This is a genomic window from Candidatus Cryosericum septentrionale (genome assembly GCF_003570995.1).
Classification (GTDB): Bacteria; Caldisericota; Caldisericia; order Cryosericales; family Cryosericaceae; genus Cryosericum; species Cryosericum septentrionale.
This window is the reverse complement of sequence record NZ_QXIY01000017.1, coordinates 50,140-72,222: the sequence shown is the minus strand read 5'-3', so window position 1 is coordinate 72,222 and position 22,083 is coordinate 50,140. Positions and strand designations below refer to the sequence as shown.

Below are 22,083 nucleotides of genomic sequence, written 5' to 3'. Positions count from 1 at the left end.
TCGCTGATCCCTGGGATCCGTGCACAGGCCTAAGAGATGTCCGCAAGGAAGCTCGAACCCGCGACAGGCGCTACTCCGAGGTACTCCGACACGGTGGCTCCAAGATCTGCAAACGTTTCGCGGACTCCCAGGTATGTTCCGCCACGGCGCGACGGCGAGTATGCGAGTACGGGCACGTACTCGCGTGTATGGTCCGTATGCGCAGTGAACGTCGGATCGCAGCCATGATCCGCAGAGATGAACAGGATATCGTCATGCTTCATCGACCTCAGCAACTCGGGGACCGCCTCATCGAAGCGCTCCAGAGCGACGGCATATCCGGCCACGTTGCGCCGGTGGCCGAAGAGCATGTCAAAGTCGACCAGGTTGGTGAATAGCAACCCTTCCCAGTTGCTGGTCTTGACCAGCTCGATCGTCTTCTGGATGCCTTCCTCATTGTTGTGGGTGTGGAAATGCTGCGTGAACCCCTCACCAGCAAACAGGTCGTAGGTCTTGCCGACGCCGATGACATCCATACCGGCCTTGCTCACCTGGGTGAGGGTGGTAGGGCCCAGCGGATGAGCGGCATAGTCCTGGCGGTCGGATGTTCGCACGAAATTCCCGGGCGTCCCGGTGAACGGACGCGCAATGACGCGACCGACCAGGTACTCATCCTGCAGAATCTCGCGCCGGCTGATCTCGCACATCTCATACAACTTGTCGAGGGGGATGATGTCGTTGTGCGCGGCAATCTGGAACACCGAGTCAGCCGACGTGTAGACAATCGGATAGCCGGTACGCATATGTTCTTCACCCAGTTCCGCGATGATTGTGGTCCCAGACTCAGGTCGGTTGCCCAGGGCCTTGGTGTTGAAGCGCTTTTCGAAGGCGTCGAGGACCTCGGGCGGAAATCCGTTGGGGTACGTGGGGAACGGCTTTGTCAGTATCAGTCCCATCATCTCCCAGTGACCGCTTATAGAATCCTTCCCCTTGGCTTTCTCCTCCATGATCCCAAACGAACCTATGGGACTGTTGAAGTGCAGGTCGAGCAGATACTTCAGGCCAAGTTCCTCGAGATGAGGGAGGCGAAAACCCGGCACGCTCTTATAGATATGGCGAAGCGTGTCCGAACCAGCATCCCCGTACATAAATGCATCCTTGGCTGCCCCGATACCGACGCTGTCCAGAACAATGACGATAGCTCTCTTCTTCATGGTTTTTGCGTCCCTTCCTTTGCGCTCGTGTCCTTGTCCGCCTGTCGACGCCGCCTGCGACGACGAGCCGGTCCCAGTACGAATTCGCCGAGGGCGGTAATGCCGCCGGCGCCCATCTTGACATAGTGATCGAAAAAACGCCAGATAAGGATAAAAGCCCCCAGAATGCCATTCGGAACAAACGCTGCAAACAGGGCCACGGCGCCGAGCTCGGCTCCGACAGAAGCGCCAGGGGTGGGAAAATAGGATACGGCGATGTAGTAAATGAGGGTTGCCACAATAATCTGGGTGATCGACGACGTAACGCCAAGACCATACAGCAAAATGATTGGTGTCAGCACGACCAGACCCCAGGAGACGAAACTGTAGGCCAGGCCTCTGGCAAGCAGTGCTCGATTGGCCTTGACGGCTGTCTCGCGTGCGCGCAGCGTATCCTTTACGAATTTCTCCACACGACGTGCCAGTCGCTGCCAGAACCTTCCTCGCCCACTGAGGGTCTGCGTCGGACGCTGAACCAGCCTGTCGATGTAGTCATTGATCCACTGCAGCCGGATCAGGCAGAACACGAGGAAGGCGAAGTTGGCCACGTAGGCTGCTATGCCGATGTAGAGGATGAGACGGAACCGGTTGCCGACCCCCAGGTTCCGGCCAGAGAAGAACAGCCAGACCGGCACAAAAACGAGAACGACCATCTGGGAAGCACCCGAGAGGATCGCCTTGATGGCAAACACCATCGTCGAATCTGCCACGTTGATTGAGTCGTCCTTGAACAGCATGTAGATCTGAGCCGGCTCACCTCCGCCCGCCTCGAACGGTGTCACCCTGGCAAAGAACTCGCCCACGAGGATGTTGCGCATGGCGGTGCGGAACGCGATCCGCAGCCCGACCGAGCGAAGGATTGCTTGCAGCCGCAGCGCCTGAAAGGCGATTTCAAGGAAGATGAGGACGAGTGCGGCCAGGATATAGCCGGGATTGAGGGACCTCACGACGTTCACGACGTTCATCTGGTGCGAAATGAGTGAGAGAGCCAAGAAACCGAGTGCTCCGAATCCCAATGCTCCCAGAAGTTTCCAGACAATACTCCAGACGTTGGTGACCTTGGGGCGATCGGGGGCCGGCGGCAGAGGTTGAGGGTGCCCAGTAACGACCTCGGGTTGACTGACGACGTGATCCTCTGGGTTCAACGTGACAGGCTCAGTATGGTCACCGTTCGTCCCCGTCGCCGGGAGACTACCATCTATGCGTTCTTCGCCAGTTGCCATAGCCGGTCCAGTTCCTCAGGGGATGCTGTCGAGATGTCGACCTGCTGCTGGGTCGCATACGCACGGACGCGACAGTATCGGTCGCGAAATTTGTCGAATGAGTGGTGCAGGGCCTTGACGGGGTTGACACCTGAAAGCCGCGCGACGTTGAGTGCAGAAAAGAGGACATCCCCCAGCTCCATGGCCAGCGCATCTTCGTACCTGGATGGACCATTCAGTTGCTCTCCCAACTCGCGGGACTCCTCGAGCAGCTTGCCATAGGCCTGATCCGCCGATTCGAAATCGAACCCGTCGGAACGGGCAGCCTCCTGCAACAGCAACGCGTTTTCGATGGACGAAAGCAGTTTTGCACTGTCGACAAAGTGCTTCTTGCGACCCTCCAGGGTCTTCAGCTTCTGCCAGTTCTCCAGCACTTGGTCGCTCGATGTCACCAAAGTGCTGCCGAAAACGTGTGGATGCCTGAATGTCAGCTTGTCGTCAGCGGTCCGAACCACGTCGCAGATGTCAAATCGATCTTCCTCGCGGGCGATTTCCGACTGGATGAACACCTGCAGCAGCAGGTCCCCAAGCTCCTCTTCGAGGTTGTCCGCGCTGTCTCTCTGTATGGCGAGAGCCACCTCGTAGGACTCCTCCAGAAGCGTATCCAGAAGCGACTCATGCGTCTGCTGGCGGTCCCATGGACACTTCTGGCGCAACTCGGCAATGAGCAACCTGAACTCCTCAACAGTCGTATACTGGGTGCCAACGAGGGGCCAGAGAACGTCGGCCAGCCGTATCGCCTCCCGAGTCAGGTCGTCGGCCTCGATTGTCGGAGCATGAGACAGTCCAGGCAACCGGCTGAGAAGCCCCACAACAACGGACGCCATGTCGACGGGACACAAACAGATGATCCTGCCGTAGTGCCGACCTGCAAAACGTATCCACGTCAGGAAACCGATAGCCTCTACCGGATCCAGCAGGGTTCGGGCCGAGGTTGGCAGCAACCGGATGCTGGAGGCCGACGCATAGACCAGAGCATCCGTTCCAGTCGGCACCGCCAAGGCAAAGCGCCGTCCATTGTCGATCAGCGACTGCAGGTCAAGGTCCTGCTCAGTAATGATGCGTATCTCATATTCTTCCATGTTCTTAGTGTACCGTTTCCGGCCCCGAAAGCAACCATGAAAGCAGTGAGAGCGGCTTCTGGTCGGCCTTCATGGGAAGGACCACCGAGTCCCGCACGGTTCGGGCGCGGGCGACCTGGGCGACATGGGCGCGAAGGAACCGCGTGGCTGCTTCCTCACTGAAGAATTCCAGAACAAGCGCGTGCCCCGACTCTTTGACGGACGACACGCCGAGCGGAATCAGCGACAATTCGAGGCGCTTCAGGGCAAAGATCCCCGATATCTCAGGAGGAAGAGCTCCATAGCGGTCGACGGTCCGCTCTTCGAGTGCTGTCAGGTCCTGCCCGCCAGCCCGTTCGACAGCGTTGTAGAGCGCCAGCCGTTCTCCTGAGTCGGCCACATAGGACTCGGGGATGAAGGCAGACATCCCAAGGATGATCACGGGCTTCGCCACAGGCTCCGAGTATTGGCCCCGCACCCTCATGATCTCCTCCTCGACCATTGAGAGGAACATGTGGTACCCGACGTCGGAGAACCGGCCGCTCTGCTTCACGCCCAAGACGTCCCCGGCGCCACGCAGCTCCAGGTCCTTGAGAGCGACCTGCAGGCCGGCACCGAAGTCCACGGCCGAGGCAATGGCCTCGAGACGCTTGAAGGCGACCGATTCGCGCATGACGCCATGGGAATGGAAGATATAGGCATAGGCATGACGTTGAGCACGACCTACCCTGCCACGCAGCTGATAGAGCTGGGCAAGTCCGAAGCGTTCTCCTTCGTCGACGATGATCGTGTTGACGTTGGGGAAATCGAGTCCTGCTTCGATGATGGTGGTCGACACGAGGATATCGTACTTGCCTTCGTAGAAGTCCAGCATGATCTGTTCCAGAACTTCACTTCTCAATTGCCCATGCGCTACTGCGATGCGGGCCTCCGGAAACAGTCGGGCAAGCAGCGCAAACCGGGCCTCGATGTCCATGATGCGGTTGTGCACAAAGTATACCTGCCCGTGACGCCCCAGCTCAGCGCGAACAGCTCGCGTCAGCTGCTCCTCGTCGAAGGGCATCAGGAACGTCCTGATGGGATACCGGCCCACCGGGGGCGTGTTGATAAGGGAGATGTCCCGGATACCTACGATAGACGATTCCAGCGTGCGCGGGATAGGTGTAGCGCTGAGAGTCAGCACATCGACCTCAGCTTTCATCTTCTTGATCTTCTCCTTGTCCAGGACGCCGAAGAGTTGTTCCTCGTCGACAATCATCAGGCCGATGTCTTTGAAGTCCCCGGCCATGTTCAGGACCTTGTGCGTACCGACAGCGATGTCGACACCGCCCTCGTGCAGGAGCTTGCGGTCGGCCGCCAGTTCCCTGGACCCTACCATCCTCGAGAACAGCGCAACCTTGTACCCGACCGGTTCGAAGCGTTCCTCCAGGTTGCGGAAGTGCTGCATCGCCAGGATGGTCGTCGGGGCGATGACGGCGACCTGTTTGCCGTTTGCGACCGCACGCGCCGCCGCCCGTATGGCGACCTCGGTCTTCCCGAAGCCGACATCCCCGCACACCAGGCGATCCATCGGCTTACCCGCCTCCATGTCGGCGAGGACGTCGGCGATAGCCTTGGACTGATCGGGCGTCAACTCGTAGGCGAAAGCGTCGACGACCGGTACCTCCAACTCTGGATTCGGCTTGAACATATAGCCCTCGCGCGCATGGCGTTTGGCCGCCGTCTCGAGCAGTTCGTGGGCGATGCGCCGGGCATCTTCTGCAGCCTCCTTGCGCGCCCGTTTCCACTTCCTCGATCCTGGTTCGTCGAGGGTTATCTCCGTGCGGTCCCCAACATATTTCTCGAGATACCCCAGGCGTTCGACAGGCACGTGGAGCAGTGAATGATCCTTGTACTCCAGCGAGATATAGTCCCGGGTGACACCATCGACCGTTATGGCGTTCATGCCCCTGAACACGCCGATGCCGTAGTCCCGGTGGACGACGTAGTCGCCTTCGTGCAGGTCCTCGAGACGCGAGATGGCTTGGGAGAAGCGGACCGTCTTCTTGGGACTCATCATGGCCTTCGGGAACAGTTCCCTGTCCGTCAGCACCATGAATCCCTCTGCGGCAAACCCCGCCGACAGGGAGCCCTTGATAACGGCGAGTCTTGCCATGACACCAGGATCCTCGACCGTATCCATCACCAGATGCCGGGCCTTGTCAGGATTCCATGATACGACGTCGATTGCGGTTTCTCCGGGAGCGTGAAGGCCGAGGTACTCGCTGAAGGAACCCGACAGCGTCAGTGGGGGCAACTCGCGCGAGGCCGGTGTCAGGGCGTCCCGGGCTGAGGTAGCGGTGAGGGAAACCGACCGGGCGAAACCGCCCAGAGCCCGTCTGGCAGTCTGCTCCACCTGGTCGAGCGCGCTGGACGATGGCGCAAAGCCAGCCTGAATGGTCCGGTCGTAGAGTTCCCGCGCAGAGTCGAAGATCTGCGTCAGTTCGGCTTCAGGGTCGACGTCGGCAAACAGTGCTATGGCCCGAGGTCCGAGCAAGCTGGCAAGGCCTCCGCACATGCGCTCCGGATCCGCATACTGATAGAGGAAGTAGTTGACCCCCCTGCTGTTCGTCGTCGAAATGAAGGACTCCAGGTCCTCGAGAAATGTCGCATCCTGTTCCTCGGTTCCTCGACTGGTCTCGTGCTCCTTTTTCCAGCGTTCCGCAGCCACAGCGGCGAAACTCTGACGGACCTCCCGATCCAGCAGGACGGGGTACGGCGGCAAGATTCCGACTGACGACACAGGCTCGACTGACTGCTGTGTCACGGGGTCGAACAGCTTGATACGGCTTATGACATTGCCTTCGAGCACAATGCGCGCTGGGTACTCTCCGACCTGCGAGTACAGATCAAACACATTGCCGCGCATGCTGAACTGGCTCATCTCGGTGACCGATGAAACCCCTTCATACCCCATCTGCAAGAGCCGGCGCGCCAGCGAGTGTGGGATGATGCGGTCCCCGACAGTCAGCGCAGAAACAAGCTCTGTGAAATCGCGAGCGGGGATGGACGGGTCGATGAGTCCCTGGGCCGTCGTGAAAACGACAGTCTCTGCATGAGCATAGATTTGATCAAGGGCTCGGGCTCGGGCGAACGACAGTGGACGCGAGTACTGTGTGTACTCCATGAGCTCGACACCCAGCTCGGGCAGAACCACGAAGGGGCGCGCGCCGGCGATCGCCCCGGAGATGCCGCGGACCATCGAAGACAGTTCCTCTGCACGGTCGACGCTTGGACAAACGACCACGAGGGGGCGAGGGCAAACTGTGACCAAAGCCGCCAGCAGCAGCTGCCGATAGCCACTCGATGGACTGGAGACTGTGATGGAGCCCGGTTGTTCCAGCAGCTGCGCGAGTCTGGCGAACAATTCGGGAGCGCTGGCCTGTGCCTGCTGCAGCAGCAGGTCAAAGGAACCAGACTGCATCAGTCCTTGGCCACCTTGCGGTTGAACATGTCCTGCGCAGCCATCAGCCCATCACAGACGATGGTTCGGACGACAGTCGGCGACTTCGCAATGACATCGATAATGCTCGCCTGCTCGGACCTGGAGAATCTTGACAGCACGTAATCGATGACGCCGTCAGTGTTGCGTGGCTTGTCGATGCCGACGCGGACCCGCACAAATCTCTTTCCACCACAATTGTCGGCAATCGACCGGACACCCTTGTGGCCTGCGGCTGTGGCGTTGAAGCTCACTCTGACCGCGCCGACCGGCAAGTCTATCTCGTCATGGATCACGATAAGATTCTCGAGAAGGATGTTGCGTTCCTTCATCATTGGAGCGATAGCGACGCCCGAACTGTTCATGAAGGTCCGAGGCTTCACCAGTACTATCCTGACGGGGTCCGGCCCCTGACAGAGCACCAGGTCGACGGCAGCCCAGTATGCCAGTCGATTGTGGTTGAACTTGCGAACCTTGAACGAATGTGCGATAGCGTCGAGGGCCATGAAGCCCACGTTATGTCGTGTCTCATCGTATTCGGACCCCGGGTTGCCCAGCCCTACGATCAATATCGTTTTCACACATGGTATACTACTCGGGAGAGGCCCGATTTCAAGCTGTGAACGGTTGACAGGGGCCTCGAACACCGTATACTTTCTTCGCATTGGTCGGGTTCCTAAGCGCCGAAAGGCCGCCTCGATCGAGCAATTCCTCATGGAGGTAGTCTATGTACGCCGTTATTGAAGCAGCAGGAAGGCAGTATCGGGTCGAGCTCGGCGAGACCGTCAAGATGGAAAAAATCGCTAGCGAACCCGGCACGCCGATCGTGTTCGACAAAGTCCTCGTCGTCACCACTGACGCCGGCACTCAAATCGGCAAACCCTACGTCCTGGACGCGAAGGTGAGCGGTACGATCGTTCGTACCACGCGCGACCGCAAGGTCCGTGTCTTCACCTACAAGAACAAGACGACGCACAAGAAGCTCATAGGGCACAGACAGACATCGACCTACGTGAAGATCACGGAGATCGGGTAAGAGGGGGTGGTGAACAATGGCACACAAGAAAGCAGGCGGTAAGTCACGTAACGGGCGGGACAGCAACCCGCAGTACCTCGGCGTCAAGCTGTATGATGGTCAAGCTGTTCGGCCAGGCAATATCATCGTGCGTCAGCGTGGCGAGCACTTCAAAGCCGGCAAGGGCGTCATGATGGGCCGAGACTATACCTTGTTCGCCGTTGTCGACGGAACAGTGAAATTCGAGTCGCTCAAGACCGTGAAGCGCGTTCACGTGCTTCCTATCCCTGAGCTTCCTGTTCCTGAGCAGGCGAACTAGCACCGATAGGGAGCGTTTCCATTAGAGACTCAGCTGACCGCATTCTCGATGAGGTCATAGTCCGAGTTACCTCGGGACACGGCGGAAACGGAGCAATGAGCTTCCGTCGTGAGAAGTACGTGGAGAAAGGCGGGCCGGACGGCGGTGATGGCGGCAGAGGTGGAGACGTCATCTTTGTAGCTACCAGCCGATACTCGAGCCTTCAGTTCTTCGCAAAGAAGCGGACGTTCAAGGCCCAGGCTGGAGAGCCGGGCGCTGGACGCAACAAGCACGGGAGTGACGGACAGGACGTTACCGTCTATCTCCCGCTGGGCACCGTCCTGACGGATATTGCCTCAGACGAGGTCCTGGCGGATCTGGTCGACGAGAGCGAGACTGTCACTGTAGCTCGTGGTGGAAGCGGTGGCAGAGGCAATGCAGCTTTTGCCACGTCCGTTGACCGTGCCCCGCGATACTCCGAAGAGGGCATCCCTGCGCAAGAGCGTCGGATCAGGCTGCGCCTGAAGATCCTTGCCGACGTCGGCATGGTCGGCTTTCCGAACGCGGGCAAGAGCACACTGCTGAGCAAGCTTTCTGCAGCACACCCGAAGATTGCCGCCTATCCCTTCACGACGTTGTCCCCGAACCTGGGCGTAGCATTCTCACCGGACGGTGAGCGCGTCACATTTGCGGATATCCCGGGGCTTGTGGAAGGAGCCGCTGACGGTCGGGGGCTTGGCAACAAGTTCCTGGCCCACATCGAACGCAGCCGGGTTCTGCTGTTTCTGGTTGACGGCAGTTCGTCCGATCCCGACCCGGTTCAGGCGTATCACCTGCTCTACCGCGAACTGGAACAATACAGTGAGCAGCTTGCAGGCAAGCCCCGATTTATCGTCGTCAACAAGATCGATGTGATTTCTGCGCAGAAGCGGACAGGGATTCGTACCCGTTTTGTTCATCAAGGTATCGAGCCTCTGATGATTTCCGCACTGGAGAATGGTGGCATTGACGCCGTCATCGAACGTGGACTGGCCCTCGTGCAGTCTGCACCTGTGCCTCCACGTGAACAGGTGACGCGGGTCTACAAGCTGAAGCCGTCCGATGAGACATTCGGAATCTCCCGCCTTCCCGACGGCATGCTCTCCGCGTCAGGACGCTATCTCGACCGGATTGTCCACACGACCGACTTCGAAAAGCCGTTCCAGGCCACACTGCTGGACCAGAGGATGCGCAAGATCGGCGTCGAGAAGGCTCTCCGCAAGAAGGGAGCCCATGACGGGCAGAGCGTCATGATCGGTGGCCGCGTATTCACTCTGGGGGAAGAGACAACCACCAAGCGATGAAGACTGTGCTGTATGGGGGAGCGTTCGACCCTGTCCACGCAGGTCACGTTTTTGTCGTCCATGAGGCTCTTCGCCTCATGACATCTTCTACACTCATTCTCATCCCCACCGGCCTTCCCAATCCGAACTTTGACAAACACCTCTCCGCATCCGACGCTGATCGTGTGGCAATGCTACAGCTTGCCTTCGCAGGGGTGCCTGATGTGTCCATCTCCGACTTCGAATTGAGCTGTGAACCACGGCCATCCTACTTCGTAGATACGCTCGAAGGTCTCCGTTCATCGCTGGGTGTGGACAAGCCGGCGCTGCTTCTTGGGGAGGACCAGCTCTTTTCGTTCCCGCAGTGGCACAGATACCAGGACATCCTGGATCAGGTCGAACTATGGTTCGTCCCGCGCGCCGGCCGGCACCGTTCAGGAAGCCCGGAAATCCCTGCCAGGGCTCTGTTCGACATCAACCCGTTCGACAGCCTGTCGTCGACCCTTATTCGCAACCGGTTGCGGCAGGGCCTCTCGGTCGAGGGCCTGGTACCCCCGTCCGTCGCTGGGTATATTGGACAGCACGGATTGTACAGAGGTCAGTGACACCGCAGGAGAGAGTTCGCCTCGTCGACCTCGTCGCCGGGCGTGTTCCGAAGAAACGACTGAAGCACATGCTCCGCGTGGAGACGCTGGCTGTGAGACTTGCCCGTTTCTGGGGAGTATCCGAGGAGAAGGCCAGCGTCGCTTCTCTGCTGCACGACATCGCGAGGGATGAGCCCGAGTCGTTCCTGCTCGAGTTAGTCAAGGACACCAATGACCCTCTGGTTCGTGAGATGGCTGAGACCTTCGCCCCGGTAGTCCTTCATGCCCCAGTCGGGGCGCTGATCGCCCGACGCGACTTTGGTGTGGGTGATCCTGAGATTCTACAGGCAATTGCTCTGCATACGACCGGTGCCCCTCAAATGGACCGGCTGGCGATGATCGTCTTCCTTGCCGACTACTGTGAGCCGGGCCGCCACTTCGCGGGCGTCGAGGAAGTCCGCTCTCTGCTGTTCAGCAGTCTCGAAACCGCAATGCTGCGTGCCCTTGAGCAGATGCTGGTATATCTGCGCCAGAATTCCCGTCCGATCGATAGACATACGCTCGACGCAACAGCTGCTTTCGCACGTCTGGCTGCAGAAGACTCGCAGCGCCTTCACCAGGGTTGACAGAAGCCTCCGCGCCGTGTAAAATACACGTGAACATGATTATGCGGGAGTAGCTCAGGGGTAGAGCATCGGCTTCCCAAGCCGAGTGTCGCGGGTTCAAATCCCGTCTTCCGCTCCAGAGGCGGCATAGCCAAGTGGTAAGGCAAGGGTCTGCAAAACCCTCATACCCCGGTTCGAATCCGGGTGCTGCCTCCATTGTTATATCCAGGCATCCCTGCCGGGATGGCGGAACTGGCAGACGCACGGGACTTAAAATCCCGCGGTGGCAACACTCTGTGGGTTCAATTCCCACTCCCGGCACCACCCTCGTCTCTATGATGACGTCATGTCTCAGTATCTGACACCACGCTGCCAAAACTACGTGTGGCGGTAGACTCTCCATGTGATCTCGGCATTGCCCATATGCGACAAAGGGATATAGATCTCGGGGTTGGTGTCGGCAATCTGCGACCCTGATGCAAGTTGAACTCCCATGTTGATGGTCGCAAGGTATGTCTTCTCATACAGCAGGGCATCGATACCATTCTTCTTGCGTGTCGTGCCAAGAACAAAGACGCGGCATTGCCTGAATTTCCGGTGTTTGACGCGATTCCTGAGCAACCTGAAGATCCCCAGGTCGCGCCGCACGTCCGACAACCCGTAGATGTGGTCGCTGGGCACATACGCAGCGTGAAGCCGATCATACTCTTGGATGACCTCGTTGAGGTCGGGCAGTGTTACAGCCATCCCGATGACAGGATGATCCGGTTTCGTCACATCTTCGGCCACGAAGACCAGGTCTTCGATGGCGATCATCCTCAATCCGCCCGCGACATAGTCGAACTCTTCTTCGGAGAACCGTTCAAACTGTGGGTGGACGCTGGAGTCCCACGCGGTGTTATAGACAGTCTTGATTCGGGCGATCTCAGTTTCCCAATCGCTGATCTTGACGGATCTGACAGCAACACCCTGCCGTGCCAGCCGTTGTTCGAGGTCCTGCCCGCGCTTTCGCATGCCATCCAGACGCTCCATATATGGAGAAGCACTCTCGTGCGTCATGCGAAAGGCATACCAGTCGTTTTCCTTGACGCCCCACTGTTCCAGAAAGTGCGTGTAGTATGGGGGTTGATAAGGCTCCATGACCATCGGGTGCTTGTCGAACCCGTCAACAAGAAGACCGTCCTCCCCGTTGGCGTTGAACCGTGCCGGGCCGATGATTTTCACCGCGCCACCCTGCTGCAGATCCTGAGTAGCCGCGTCAAGCAATGCAGCCGCAACCTCGTCGTCGTCGAACGACTCGAACAGCCCGATCCACCCAATCTCGCCCTGAACCGTGCGCTCCCGGTAGGAGCGGTCGATAAACGCTGCGATGCGTCCGACCGGCTGACCGCCCTTGTGTACAAGGTAATACTGCAGGAATGAACAATGATGGAAGAAGGGATTTGCGCCGGGGAACTTCTTTTTCCACCAGTTGCGGTCGGGGTTCAGGTCGTTCATCTCCGCAGCCAGGATGGGCATGACCTTGTGCGACTCGGCAGCACTGTAGAAGGGTATGATCCAGGTCACGTTGACGAATTGCTTGAGCTTGGCGACCGGCAGGGGAAAGGATCCCTCTACCGAGACCGGCCGAGAGATGAGTCGCTCGATCGTCACTGTCGTTATCATGGTTCCTCCGGGGTACTGATCGTGATAGAAGCGTTGGTGCTCCTGTACGTAGCTGCAGTTTCGCTGCTATAATAAACTTAGAGACTCGTTCCGTACCGCGAATCATGATACGCGAAACGGGCAACCTGTAAATTGATAGGATGTCCCCGACAACATGCCGCTCATACTGGAAAACCTTGAAAAGATGTACGGCGATCGCCTCCTGTTCCGGTGTCAGCACTGTGCCATTGGTGCCGGAGACAAGGTCGGTATCGTCGGCCTCAACGGAAGCGGCAAGACGACGCTGCTCCGCATCCTTAGCGGCGTTGATGACGAGTATGCCGGAACGGTCCAGATCACCGGTGGAGACAGTTCCTGCTTCATCGATGCTGTTTCGGTGGACTCCGAGCATACTGCCCGGCAGATTGTCGCTGAGCCTTTCGAGCACCTCCGCGCTCAGGATGCGCGGATCCGCGAGCTGGAACGCCTTCTGTCCACTGCTGCTGAGACCGATGACTATCTAGCCGAGCTCGCCCGGCAGACCGAGCAGTTCGAGGCGCAGGGTGGCTACGACTACATCGTCAACATGAACAAGGCGCTCTCCAGCCTCGGGTTCGCCTCAGAGGATCTTGACCGCCTTGCGGAGACGATGAGCGCCGGAGAGATCTCTCGACTGCGTCTGTCGCGGTTGGTCAGCGATACCAAGAACATCTGGCTGCTGGATGAGCCTACCAACTACCTGGATATTCCCGGCGTGCAGTGGCTCGAACGCCAGCTCAAGGGGCTCCAGGCCACGGTTCTCGTGGCATCACACGACGTCTGGTTTCTGGACCAGGTATGCAACAAGCTTCTTGTCATTGAAAACGGGACGCTGCGCCTGTTCAGCGGAGGGTATACCGACTATGTCCGCGTCAGGGACGCCGAAGCAGCCGACCGGGCCCAGCATGATGCCGAGTTGAAGCGGGAGATCGAACGTATGCGCCAGTACGTCGAAAAGTACCGCTATGGGACGCGCGCAAGCCAGGCTGCCTCACGCGAGAAAGCCATGGACCGTCTCAAGCTGAAGGTTCAGACTGAACCCGCCTCGACGCGCAAACGCGTCCACGTGCGGCTGCGCAACACGGGAGAGAGTGGAGAGATCGCGCTTCGCCTCGAGCACGTCAGCAAGTCGTACGGCGACCGTGCGATTCTCAGCATGGCAAACGTCACGATCCTCTCTCGTCAGCATGTGGCCATCCTTGGCCGCAACGGGGCAGGGAAGTCGACACTTCTGGGCATAGCGATGGGGCAGATCGTCCCCGACGACGGCGACATCTACTGGGGACCAAGCGTGCGGTACTCCTTCTTCCCTCAGAACTACACGCTCTTCGAGAAAGAGACTGCCATGGAGTGGATCATGGCGCGGCGCCCGCAGATGATCATCTCGGAGGTCAAGGCCCTGTTGGGCGCTTTTGGTTTCTCCGCCGACCAGATGGACCAGCAGACCGGGGCGATGAGCAGTGGAGAGAAGCAGCGTCTACTGTTGGCACTGCTCTCCAAGGAAACAGCCAACATGATCATCCTTGACGAGCCGACGAACTTCCTGGACATCCAGACACGAGAATCTCTCGCTTCGACGGTCCGAGCGTTCGAGGGCACAGTCCTGTTCGTATCGCACGACCGGACATTCATCGACGCTGTCGCCGACCGTATCGTCCTCATCGAGCGCAGCAACGTGTCGGTGCTGGAGGGAAACTACTCGGCAAACCGGCAGGAGCTCTTCAACGATCGTGCCGGCCGCACCCCGTCGTCTGGACGCACGAATGTTCAGGACACCACCAGGTCCACGCGGACGTCACACAACAGGCTCGTGGCCCTCGAAGCCCATGTACGGCTTCTCGAGCGCCAGATTGGCGAGATCGAACAGGAACAGGCTGATCTCACCCGAAGACTGCAGCAAGAAGGGCCTGCCATGCAGGGAACCGATATCGCGTCGCTGTCGGTGCGTATCCACGAGCTGCAGGTACGACGGGAGGAGTTGTTCGAGGAGCTGGCAGTGGCAGAAGAGCAGTTCTTACAGGCCTCGGCGTCGTGATTCGATTTCCTGGAGCAGCTCCTCGCGGGATGCAAATCCCCACCGCTCCAGCAGTTCCTCCGACAGGTCATACACGAGAGCCTTCTTCAGATAGTCCCGTTTCGTCGTCAGGAGCTTGCGTTCGAGGAGCGACACCAGAGCTTTGTCGCTGGTGACTCCGCGAAGCTGCAGAATCTCCTTACGTGGCAGCGCCCCCTTGATAATGATGAGGGCGAGAACCTCCATGGCCTGTCTGGAGAGGCCGACCTTGGGTCTGGGCTGAGATGGCTCAGGCGTGAGCTTGTCCGGAACCGAGAAGCAGTACTTCTGGCCGTCCTGAACGAGACAGACGCCACGATTGGCGTAGTCAGCCTGAAGACTCTCCAGGAGACGCCGGGTCGCCTGACAGCTCTGTCCCGCCCGGCGCGCCAGATAGCGGACACCCACGGGCCCTTCAGCCGCAAACAGGATGGCCTCGAGTCGCTGCTTCGCAGCCTGAAGCTCCAGCCCCGTAATGAATTCCTGACTTTCTGTGCGCTCAGTCATTCGGTTTTCCCACGTACGCGACGGCAATACCCTCGAACCGGCTCTGCTGAGCGATGTGCAGGACTCCCAGCTTCGTCAGAATGAGGATCGCGAGAAAGCTCAAGACCACACGCTCCCGGGAATCGGATGAGTCGAAGATATCCTCGAACAGCATAGTCCCCCTCTCCTGCAGCAGCTCGCGAAGCTCCCGCATGACCTGTTGGAGGCTCAGATAGACCGGTCGCTGGTCCTCGCTCTTGACGGGTTTGCGCGCCGCGACGCGTTCAACAATGCGGGCAAGTGCCTCGAGAAGAGCGTCCGATACCTCGTCACCCGTCTGCTCCTCCGCTGGAGGCAGCGTCGTCCTCACGTTGGGTCTCCTGTACGGGGCTCTGCCGGCGTTGACTTCCTGGAGGACCTCGATGATGGGCCTGGCGTACAACCCCGCCTCGTCCAGCGCTCTGATGCCTTCCTGCAACGATTTCTGCTGCGCGGCCGCGTGCCCGAACAGGACGAACTCGCTCTTCAGCTTGAGAAGATCAGCCAGCATGTAGACGAGCTCAGCATGCTCCTCAACCCCGGCGTCACGCCGAATGGTCAGACTGCAGAAGTCCACCAGGCGCTCGACAACGACGTCGGCGACGTCGGCCTGCCCCGCTCGTCCAAGGAGTCTCAGGTTGTTCACAGAATCCGTCAGCCCCGCCACGTTCAGATCCCTATGGCCTCCCTGACCATCCGCACGGTCTCGGCGGCGACCACCGAGGCCTTCTCGCGGCCTTCGGCCAGAATGAGGTCAACCGACTGAGGATCGGCGGCAAAGGCGGCCCGGCGCTCCTGGAACCCGACCAGCCGCTCCGAGACCATGGCTGCGACAGAGCGTTTGTGGACGACACAACCCAGACAGCCCTGTTCGCACTCAGTCTTAGCTTCTGGCGCGGTGTCCGGCTGAAGCAGCTTGTGATACTGGTAGACGACACAGCCGGCTTCTGGGTGACCAGGGTCATCCTTGCGTACCTTCAAGGGGTCCGTGTAGGCCGTCATCATGCGCTTCGCCGTCACTTCCGGCGCGTCGGAGACCACGATGTCGTTGCCGAGAGACTTGCTCATCCTCCCTCCGTCGAGGCCCGGCAGCCTCTGAAACTCGTTCAGGATAGGCTGAGGCTCTGGGAAGAGGTCGACGTGATACGTGTGGTTGAAGGTACGCACCAGTTCACGGGCGAATTCGAGGTGTGGGACCTGGTCCTTGCCAACGGGCACTGCTTCCGCCCGGTACACCATGATGTCCGAGGCCATCAGGACGGGATAGCTCAACAGGCCAAGGTTCACGTTGTCCTTCAGGCCCATGTCCCGAATCATCTCCTTGACGGTCGGGTTTCGTTCGACCCACGACACGGGGGTGATCATCGCAAGAAGCGTGAACAGATACGCATGTTCCGGCACATCGGACTGGCAGAACATGGCCGACTTCTGCGGGTCGAGCCCCGCCCCCAGCCAGTCGAGGACCATGTCACGCCGGTACTCACGGATCGAGCCACTCTCGTTCCACTTGGTGGTCAACGCGTGCATGTCCGCAACCATGAAGTAGCAGTCATACTCGTCCTGCAGCTTCACGTAGTTCGCCAGCACGCCCAGGTAGTGACCAAGATGGAGCTTGCCGGTGGGACGCATGCCACTCAAAATACGCTTTTTCATTGGCACCTCACAGCCTCAGGAGAGTATACAGAATGAAGTTTAGAACCTTGGACATCACAACCGTGATGACGTTGAACCAGAGGAGAGCGAGCAGGATGACCGTCCCGTACAGGTCGACCGCGCGGTCGTACAGAAACCGTTCCGGTCTCTTGAAGAAGAGCGCGAAAAAAGCCTTGGAGCCGTCAAGCGGGGGGATGGGGAGCAGGTTGAACAGGCCGAGGCCCAGCGAGACCACCACGAGAGCCTCCAAGACCTCATACACGTAGGGGAGCCGCGTGACTATCGCCGGCGAACTCCTCACGAACAGCAGGAGCAAGTAGGCAACGATGGCTGTGGCAAAGTTGGAGGCCGGTCCGGCCAGGGAGACAAGGACGGTATCGCGGCGAGGGTGTTTGAACGCAGCGAAATCGATCATCACAGGGCGCGCCCATCCGACATGGAACAGCAGGAGAGCGATGGTTCCAAGCGGGTCCAGGTGACGCAGGGGGTTCAGGCTGAGGCGCCCTGTCTCGACGGGAGTCGTGTCCCCAAGTTTCCATGCCGTCCAGGCATGGAAGTACTCATGGATCGTAATAACGATCAGGATGACCGGCACCTGGACAATCCAGATGGGCATCTCGCTGCGAATGTAGTTCAAAAGTCCCTGCATATGTTCTGTCCTTTCTCAATCATGCACCGGTTTTGCCGGCTGGTGTCATGGAGTCATAGTAGTCGGGTTTCTACCTTACGCAATCGCTTGGCAACCAGCGATTCTTCATTGCGGATGCCTACTTTCCTGCTACAATCAACGCATGATTAAGATGCGCATGCGATACAGCAAGGAAGAAGAGGCCTGCTTGCTTTCACACCACGAGGTCCAGGCGGCCCTGGTGCGATGGCTGCGGCGCAGCAACCTGCCTCTGGTCTACAGCAAAGGGTTCAATCAGCGCGTCCGGATCGAAACTGGCATTCCCACGGGCGTTGGCATGGTCAGCCTCCAGGAATATGTGGACGTGCACCTCGACGCCTATTCGCCCATCGCCGACCGTGCGAATGCACTGGAACGTACGGCGCCTCCCGGCCTCAGGTTCCTGGCCGCGGTCGACATCCCTCTCACTGCCCCGTCTCTCATGGGACAACCTATGATCCTCCGCTACGAATACACGTGGGCACACCGGGCGAACATTGATGCTGAGCAGATGAAGGCCCGCATGACGTCGTTCCTCGCCCTGCCAATGTTGATGGTCGAGCGCGAGAATAGCAAGTCCCATGCACCGAAAGACATTCGCAAGTACGTTCTTACGGCACAGATCTCGACGCGAACCTCCTTGCGCGCTCACGTGGGCGTCTTCTTCGACCAGTCGGGAACAATCCGCATGGACGAGGTCATTAAGTACATCTTCGGCCTCGATGCCAAGGTTGCGCCCATGCCGGTTATCACGCGCCAGAGCGTGCTGCTCAATATGAGTGACGTGTTCGTCGACCCTATGGACGTCGCCGCACAGGCTGTCTCACCTCATCGACCGAAGAACAATCACCACGACTGAGATGCACCAACAACAAAAGCTCCCCGGTCACCCGGGGATTTTCCGTTTCTCACGTGCTGTTCCAGCTAATCGCCGTAGTCGTCTTCCTCGCGCCCAGAACGCTTCCGCTCCTTGAAATCAAGGAGCCTCTTACGAATGCGCAGTGACTTGGGTGTGACCTCCAGCAACTCGTCCTCGTTGATGTAGTCGAGAAACTGGTCGAGAGCGAACTGGATCGGCGGGTCGATCTTCGTGGAGATCTCTGACGTGGAGGACCGCATGTTGCTGAGGTGTTTCTCCTTCGTCGGATTTACCTTCAGATCGTGATCGCGCATGGTCTCGCCGACGATCTGACCGGCATACACCTTTTCCGCAGGCGCAGCAAACAGCTTGCCACGGTCCTGGATGTGTGCGATAGCATAGGCTGAAACGGCCCCGGTATGGTCTGAGACCAGGACGCCGTTCCTGCGGCCGCCAATCTTGCCTGCCCACTCCAGGTACCCCAGGTACGTATGGGTCATGACGCCGTTGCCTTTGGTCGAACTCAAGAACTCGGACCGGAAGCCAAACAGCCCACGAAGAGGAATCGTATAGCTGAGACGGACGTACGCTCCCTTGAGGTCGAGCATCTTCTCCATGGTCCCGCGCCGTTCACCCAGCATGTTGATGACCGTTCCCCGGTACTCCTTGGGAACGTCGAGGACGAGGGTCTCATACGGCTCGAGGACCTTACCGCCCTTCTTCTCGGTGATGACTTGTGGCATCGAGACCTGAAACTCATAGCCTTCGCGGCGCATCTGTTCGATGAGGATCGCCAGCTGGAGCTCGCCTCGTCCCGCAACGGTGAACCGGTCAGGCAGATCGCCCCAGTCGACGGCGATCGAAACATTGGTGCGCAGCTCTTTCTCGATACGCTCACGCAGCTTGTTGGAGGTCACGAACTTGCCCTCCGTACCTCCAAATGGACTGTCGTTGACCATGAACATCATGGAGACGGTCGGCGGCTCGATCCTCAAGATGTTCAACTTCACCGGACGTTCCGGGTCGGTGACCGAGTCTCCGATCGTAACAGCAGGTATTCCTGCGAACGCGAAGATCTCGCCCGCCTCCACACTGGGGACTTCCTTGCGTTCCAACCCCTCGAAGATGAAGAGCTTGAGGACCTGGCCCAAGTATTCGTTGTCGCCGCCGGAGAACACCTTGACCTTGTCTCCGGTCTTCAGCTGTCCCCCAAACATGCGGCCGATGCCGATACGCCCAATATAATCGTCATGGGTGATGTTCGTGACCAGGACCGACAGAGGACTCGCAGCGTCATACTCCGGAGCAGGGACCTTCTTGAGCATCAGCTGGAACAGCGGCGTCAGGTCTTGCGGCGGATCGTTGAGGTCCATGGTCGCTTTGCCGTCGCGGCCCGAAGCATAGACAACCGGGAAATCCAGCTGCTCTTCGGTGGCGTCGAGTTCGACGAACAGGTCGAAGGTCTCGTTGATGACTTCCTGGATACGGGCATCCTGCCGGTCGATCTTGTTGATGACCACGATCAGCCTGAGATTGAGCTCGAGAGCCTTCTTAAGCACAAACCGCGTCTGCGGCATCGGCCCCTCGGAGGCGTCGACCAGGAGCAGAACCCCATCCACCATTCTCAGGACGCGCTCCACTTCGCCACCAAAGTCCGAGTGGCCAGGCGTGTCGACGATATTGATCTTGACACCCTTCCACACCAGCGACATGTTCTTGGAGATAATGGTGATGCCGCGCTCCCGCTCGAGGTCCCCTGAGTCGAGAATACACTCGCCCATCTGGTCGATATTGCGGAACAGTTTGCACTGCCGCATCATGGCGTCGACCAGTGTCGTCTTCCCGTGGTCAACGTGTGCAATGATACCTATGTTACGGAGATCGTTTCTGCGCACTCAAGCACTCCCTTCAAACAAGCATGGTTGGAGACCGGCAATGGCCTCAAACTATTATTATACCCTTGTTCTCAAGCGTTCAATGCCCCGAGTGCGATGGAGTAGAACTTGGAGTCTTCGGAATCCCCCCTGCTGGTCAGGATGCAGGGCGCAGTCGTGCCAGTCACCATAGCCGCGACGTCACCGCCCCCAAACCTGCACAGCACCTTGTAGAAGACGTTTCCAGACTCGATGTTCGGTACGATGATGACGTCCGCGTCCCCCTGGATGCGGCCCGTGAAACCCTTAATCTGGCAAGCGTCAGGGAACAGCGCGCAGTCGATGGAGATCGGCCCCTCACCGATGATGGCGCCAAACTGCTTTCGGACCGCCATTCCGGCCAGCACTGCGGCCTCCTGGCTGCTTGCGAACTTCAGCACACTCTCGCTCGCCGACAGGAACGCCACTTTCGGGACATCGATGCGAAGGCTACGCGCAACACCCACGGTCAGCTTCGTGATGCGCACCTTGTCCTGCAGTGAGGGAAGCGGCACGACGGCAACGTCTGACATGATGATAAGACGCGGGTAGTTGGGAGCCTCGAACACGGCCACGTGTGACAGCAGGCCGCCCTCGGGCAGCAGGCCGTTCTCCTTGTCAAGGATGCCCCGCATGTAGTTGTCCGTGTGAGCAAGGCCCTTCATCAGCATATGCGCGCTTCCATCACGGACCAGCTTCACGGCTGCTTTGATCGAAGGCAGCTCTCCCTGGACGTCCATGATCTCAAAGAGGCTGGTGTCGACGTCACTCGCCGCTGCCACCTCCGCGATCTTCGCCGCGCTGCCCACGACGATAGCGTCGACAATGTCCTCCCTGACTGCGCGCTGTACCGCTTGCAGTGTGTGAGCGTCTTCGCCATAAGCCACTGCCATGCGCTTACGCGGCAGGCCCTTCACTGCGGCCGGAATGTCCGAAAGATGCGTCATTGGTCCCATACCAGTCCCCCTAGTAGTAGGCTACGATGCCCAGCGCCACGGACATGAGCTTGGTTCGTCCGTCGTCGGCCCTTGAGGGTACGAGGACTGGCTTCCGGGCGCCGATCGTCACGTGCGCAGACGTGAATCCTGCAAAGTAGCTCATGGACTTCCCAAGCAGGTTGCCACCCTCAATGTCGGGCACGATGAGAATGTCCGCATTACCCACGACGGGACCACTCAGGCCCTTGATGGCTGCCGCACGCTCAGAGATGGCGTTATCCAGCGCAAGAGGTCCGTCCACGACGCATCCCTTGATCTGTCCGCGCTCCCACATCCGCGCTATGATCGCTGCATCCTCCGTGCATGGCATCTTGTCGGTCACTGTCTCGACGGCTGCCAGCACAGCTACCTTTGGGTTCTCGTACCCCAGCTTGTGGTACACGTTGACCGTATTCCTGATGGCCTCCACCTTCTCTTCGAGCGTCGGAGCGATCAGGATGCCGCCGTCGACGACAGCCAGGAGCGAGTGGCGTACGCGCGTGTCCTCGTACAGCGAGCACTCGGAAAGCACCTTGCTGGCCCGGATGCCGTTTTCCTTGTCCAGCACTGCGTGCAGCATCTGGGCCGTCTGCGCCCCACCCTTGAGGATGATGTCCACCTTGTCGTCGCGCGCAAGCGCCACCGCGACAGCACAGGCTTCGGAGGGCGAGCCGGCTTCCTCAATCTCGAATGCGTCGGTATCGACTCCAGCCTGGCTCAGCAGCTCACGGATCCTGTCAGGAATGCCCACCAGGATGGGCGCTGCAATGCCCGCCTCATGCGCCAGCAGAGCCGCATGCAGCGAGACTTCCTCGGGGAATGCGACGGCCAACTTCCTGCGGCCGCGCTTCTTCGCCTCTTCCAGCAACTGGTCGAATGTCCTGATCTCCATG

General features: G+C 59.1%; 20 protein-coding genes and 3 tRNA genes. 10 read left to right on the top strand and 13 right to left on the bottom strand.

Annotated features, from left to right (window positions below; translation table 11 throughout):
• Positions 1-29 precede the first annotated feature (29 nt).
• The 5 genes from SMC1_RS04545 to pth are packed head-to-tail and all read right to left on the bottom strand — an operon-like array spanning position 30 to position 7,617.
• Positions 30-1,193 (bottom strand): phosphopentomutase, encoded by a 1,164-nt coding sequence (locus tag SMC1_RS04545; RefSeq protein ID WP_119085610.1) that lies wholly within the window; start codon positions 1,191-1,193, stop codon positions 30-32.
• Complete coding sequence (locus tag SMC1_RS04540; RefSeq protein ID WP_119085609.1) at positions 1,190-2,455, bottom strand: lysylphosphatidylglycerol synthase transmembrane domain-containing protein; 1,266 nt, start codon at positions 2,453-2,455, stop codon at positions 1,190-1,192. Before SMC1_RS04540 ends, SMC1_RS04545 begins: the two co-directional genes overlap by 4 nt.
• The gene (mazG, locus tag SMC1_RS04535; RefSeq protein WP_119085608.1) at positions 2,431-3,576 is read right to left on the bottom strand and encodes a nucleoside triphosphate pyrophosphohydrolase; all 1,146 of its coding nucleotides are present in this window, start codon (positions 3,574-3,576) and stop codon (positions 2,431-2,433) included. The genes SMC1_RS04540 and mazG overlap by 25 nt, the downstream gene beginning before the upstream one ends.
• A 4-nt stretch (positions 3,577-3,580) precedes the next feature.
• The gene (gene mfd / locus SMC1_RS04530) at positions 3,581-7,018 is read right to left on the bottom strand and encodes a transcription-repair coupling factor (RefSeq protein WP_119085607.1); all 3,438 of its coding nucleotides are present in this window, start codon (positions 7,016-7,018) and stop codon (positions 3,581-3,583) included.
• The gene (gene pth, locus SMC1_RS04525; protein WP_165849213.1) at positions 7,018-7,617 is read right to left on the bottom strand and encodes an aminoacyl-tRNA hydrolase; all 600 of its coding nucleotides are present in this window, start codon (positions 7,615-7,617) and stop codon (positions 7,018-7,020) included. The genes mfd and pth overlap by 1 nt, the downstream gene beginning before the upstream one ends.
• Before the next feature lie 146 nt (positions 7,618-7,763).
• Between pth and rplU the strand changes: the two genes are divergently transcribed.
• The 8 genes from rplU (at position 7,764) to SMC1_RS04485 (ending at position 11,184) form a co-directional block, all read left to right on the top strand.
• Complete coding sequence (rplU, locus tag SMC1_RS04520; RefSeq protein WP_119085605.1) at positions 7,764-8,072, top strand: 50S ribosomal protein L21; 309 nt, start codon at positions 7,764-7,766, stop codon at positions 8,070-8,072.
• Positions 8,073-8,088: 16 nt separating this feature from the next.
• Positions 8,089-8,370: a 50S ribosomal protein L27 gene (rpmA, locus tag SMC1_RS04515; RefSeq protein ID WP_119085604.1), complete on the top strand. Its 282-nt coding sequence runs from the start codon at positions 8,089-8,091 to the stop codon at positions 8,368-8,370.
• Between the two features lie 5 nt (positions 8,371-8,375).
• A complete protein-coding gene (gene obgE / locus SMC1_RS04510; RefSeq protein ID WP_119085603.1) occupies positions 8,376-9,692 on the top strand; it encodes a GTPase ObgE in 1,317 nt (438 codons plus the stop codon).
• Complete coding sequence (gene nadD, locus SMC1_RS04505) at positions 9,689-10,276, top strand: nicotinate (nicotinamide) nucleotide adenylyltransferase (protein ID WP_119085602.1); 588 nt, start codon at positions 9,689-9,691, stop codon at positions 10,274-10,276. The genes obgE and nadD overlap by 4 nt, the downstream gene beginning before the upstream one ends.
• A complete protein-coding gene (yqeK, locus tag SMC1_RS04500) occupies positions 10,273-10,881 on the top strand; it encodes a bis(5'-nucleosyl)-tetraphosphatase (symmetrical) YqeK (RefSeq protein ID WP_119085601.1) in 609 nt (202 codons plus the stop codon). Before nadD ends, yqeK begins: the two co-directional genes overlap by 4 nt.
• A 43-nt stretch (positions 10,882-10,924) precedes the next feature.
• Positions 10,925-10,999 (top strand) — tRNA-Gly (locus SMC1_RS04495).
• Positions 11,000-11,001: 2 nt separating this feature from the next.
• Positions 11,002-11,076, top strand: a tRNA-Cys gene (locus SMC1_RS04490).
• A 21-nt stretch (positions 11,077-11,097) separates the two neighbouring features.
• Positions 11,098-11,184, top strand: a tRNA-Leu gene (locus SMC1_RS04485).
• Positions 11,185-11,238: 54 nt separating this feature from the next.
• On the opposite strand, the gene SMC1_RS04480 is transcribed toward SMC1_RS04485, so the two are convergent.
• Positions 11,239-12,525: a hypothetical protein gene (locus SMC1_RS04480; protein WP_119085600.1), complete on the bottom strand. Its 1,287-nt coding sequence runs from the start codon at positions 12,523-12,525 to the stop codon at positions 11,239-11,241.
• Between the two features lie 154 nt (positions 12,526-12,679).
• Between SMC1_RS04480 and abc-f the strand changes: the two genes are divergently transcribed.
• Complete coding sequence (gene abc-f / locus SMC1_RS04475) at positions 12,680-14,578, top strand: ribosomal protection-like ABC-F family protein (RefSeq protein WP_119085599.1); 1,899 nt, start codon at positions 12,680-12,682, stop codon at positions 14,576-14,578.
• Here the strand turns inward: abc-f and scpB are convergent.
• Genes scpB through SMC1_RS04455 form a run of 4 tightly spaced genes read right to left on the bottom strand, consistent with a single transcriptional unit; the run spans position 14,558 to position 17,411 of the window.
• On the bottom strand, positions 14,558-15,103 hold the full coding sequence (scpB, locus tag SMC1_RS04470; RefSeq protein WP_119085598.1) for an SMC-Scp complex subunit ScpB: 546 nt from the start codon (positions 15,101-15,103) through the stop codon (positions 14,558-14,560). The genes abc-f and scpB overlap by 21 nt on opposite strands.
• The gene (locus SMC1_RS04465) at positions 15,096-15,788 is read right to left on the bottom strand and encodes a segregation/condensation protein A (protein ID WP_119085597.1); all 693 of its coding nucleotides are present in this window, start codon (positions 15,786-15,788) and stop codon (positions 15,096-15,098) included. Before SMC1_RS04465 ends, scpB begins: the two co-directional genes overlap by 8 nt.
• Positions 15,789-15,790: 2 nt before the next feature.
• Positions 15,791-16,774: a tryptophan--tRNA ligase gene (trpS, locus tag SMC1_RS04460; RefSeq protein WP_119085596.1), complete on the bottom strand. Its 984-nt coding sequence runs from the start codon at positions 16,772-16,774 to the stop codon at positions 15,791-15,793.
• A 7-nt stretch (positions 16,775-16,781) separates the two neighbouring features.
• A complete protein-coding gene (locus tag SMC1_RS04455; RefSeq protein WP_207799307.1) occupies positions 16,782-17,411 on the bottom strand; it encodes a site-2 protease family protein in 630 nt (209 codons plus the stop codon).
• Between the two features lie 154 nt (positions 17,412-17,565).
• Here SMC1_RS04455 and SMC1_RS04450 point away from each other — a divergent pair, with 154 nt between their 5' ends.
• A complete protein-coding gene (locus SMC1_RS04450; RefSeq protein WP_119085594.1) occupies positions 17,566-18,300 on the top strand; it encodes a TIGR03936 family radical SAM-associated protein in 735 nt (244 codons plus the stop codon).
• Positions 18,301-18,365: 65 nt separating this feature from the next.
• Here SMC1_RS04450 and typA read toward each other — a convergent pair whose 3' ends face one another.
• From typA to SMC1_RS04435, 3 genes are all read right to left on the bottom strand, one after another.
• Positions 18,366-20,195: a translational GTPase TypA gene (gene typA, locus SMC1_RS04445; protein WP_119085593.1), complete on the bottom strand. Its 1,830-nt coding sequence runs from the start codon at positions 20,193-20,195 to the stop codon at positions 18,366-18,368.
• A gap of 71 nt (positions 20,196-20,266) precedes the next feature.
• A complete protein-coding gene (locus SMC1_RS04440; protein ID WP_119085592.1) occupies positions 20,267-21,169 on the bottom strand; it encodes a phosphate acyltransferase in 903 nt (300 codons plus the stop codon).
• Between the two features lie 10 nt (positions 21,170-21,179).
• Entirely contained in the window at positions 21,180-22,082 is a 903-nt protein-coding gene (locus SMC1_RS04435) for a bifunctional enoyl-CoA hydratase/phosphate acetyltransferase (protein WP_243626488.1), read from the bottom strand.
• Position 22,083: the final 1 nt, after the last annotated feature.

Excerpts from the sequence above, each read along its gene's own strand:
- SMC1_RS04545 (WP_119085610.1), bottom strand. The coding sequence starts at position 1,193 with ATGAAGAAGAGAGCTATCGTCATTGTTCTGGACAGCGTCGGTATCGGG.
- SMC1_RS04540 (WP_119085609.1), bottom strand. The coding sequence starts at position 2,455 with ATGGCAACTGGCGAAGAACGCATAGATGGTAGTCTCCCGGCGACGGGG.
- mazG (WP_119085608.1), bottom strand. The coding sequence starts at position 3,576 with ATGGAAGAATATGAGATACGCATCATTACTGAGCAGGACCTTGACCTG.
- mfd (WP_119085607.1), bottom strand. The coding sequence starts at position 7,018 with ATGCAGTCTGGTTCCTTTGACCTGCTGCTGCAGCAGGCACAGGCCAGC.
- rplU (WP_119085605.1), top strand. The coding sequence starts at position 7,764 with ATGTACGCCGTTATTGAAGCAGCAGGAAGGCAGTATCGGGTCGAGCTC.
- rpmA (WP_119085604.1), top strand. The coding sequence starts at position 8,089 with ATGGCACACAAGAAAGCAGGCGGTAAGTCACGTAACGGGCGGGACAGC.
- nadD (WP_119085602.1), top strand. The coding sequence starts at position 9,689 with ATGAAGACTGTGCTGTATGGGGGAGCGTTCGACCCTGTCCACGCAGGT.
- SMC1_RS04480 (WP_119085600.1), bottom strand. The coding sequence starts at position 12,525 with ATGATAACGACAGTGACGATCGAGCGACTCATCTCTCGGCCGGTCTCG.
- abc-f (WP_119085599.1), top strand. The coding sequence starts at position 12,680 with ATGCCGCTCATACTGGAAAACCTTGAAAAGATGTACGGCGATCGCCTC.
- scpB (WP_119085598.1), bottom strand. The coding sequence starts at position 15,103 with ATGACTGAGCGCACAGAAAGTCAGGAATTCATTACGGGGCTGGAGCTT.
- trpS (WP_119085596.1), bottom strand. The coding sequence starts at position 16,774 with ATGAAAAAGCGTATTTTGAGTGGCATGCGTCCCACCGGCAAGCTCCAT.
- SMC1_RS04450 (WP_119085594.1), top strand. The coding sequence starts at position 17,566 with ATGATTAAGATGCGCATGCGATACAGCAAGGAAGAAGAGGCCTGCTTG.
- SMC1_RS04440 (WP_119085592.1), bottom strand. The coding sequence starts at position 21,169 with ATGGGACCAATGACGCATCTTTCGGACATTCCGGCCGCAGTGAAGGGC.
- SMC1_RS04435 (WP_243626488.1), bottom strand. The coding sequence starts at position 22,082 with ATGGAGATCAGGACATTCGACCAGTTGCTGGAAGAGGCGAAGAAGCGC.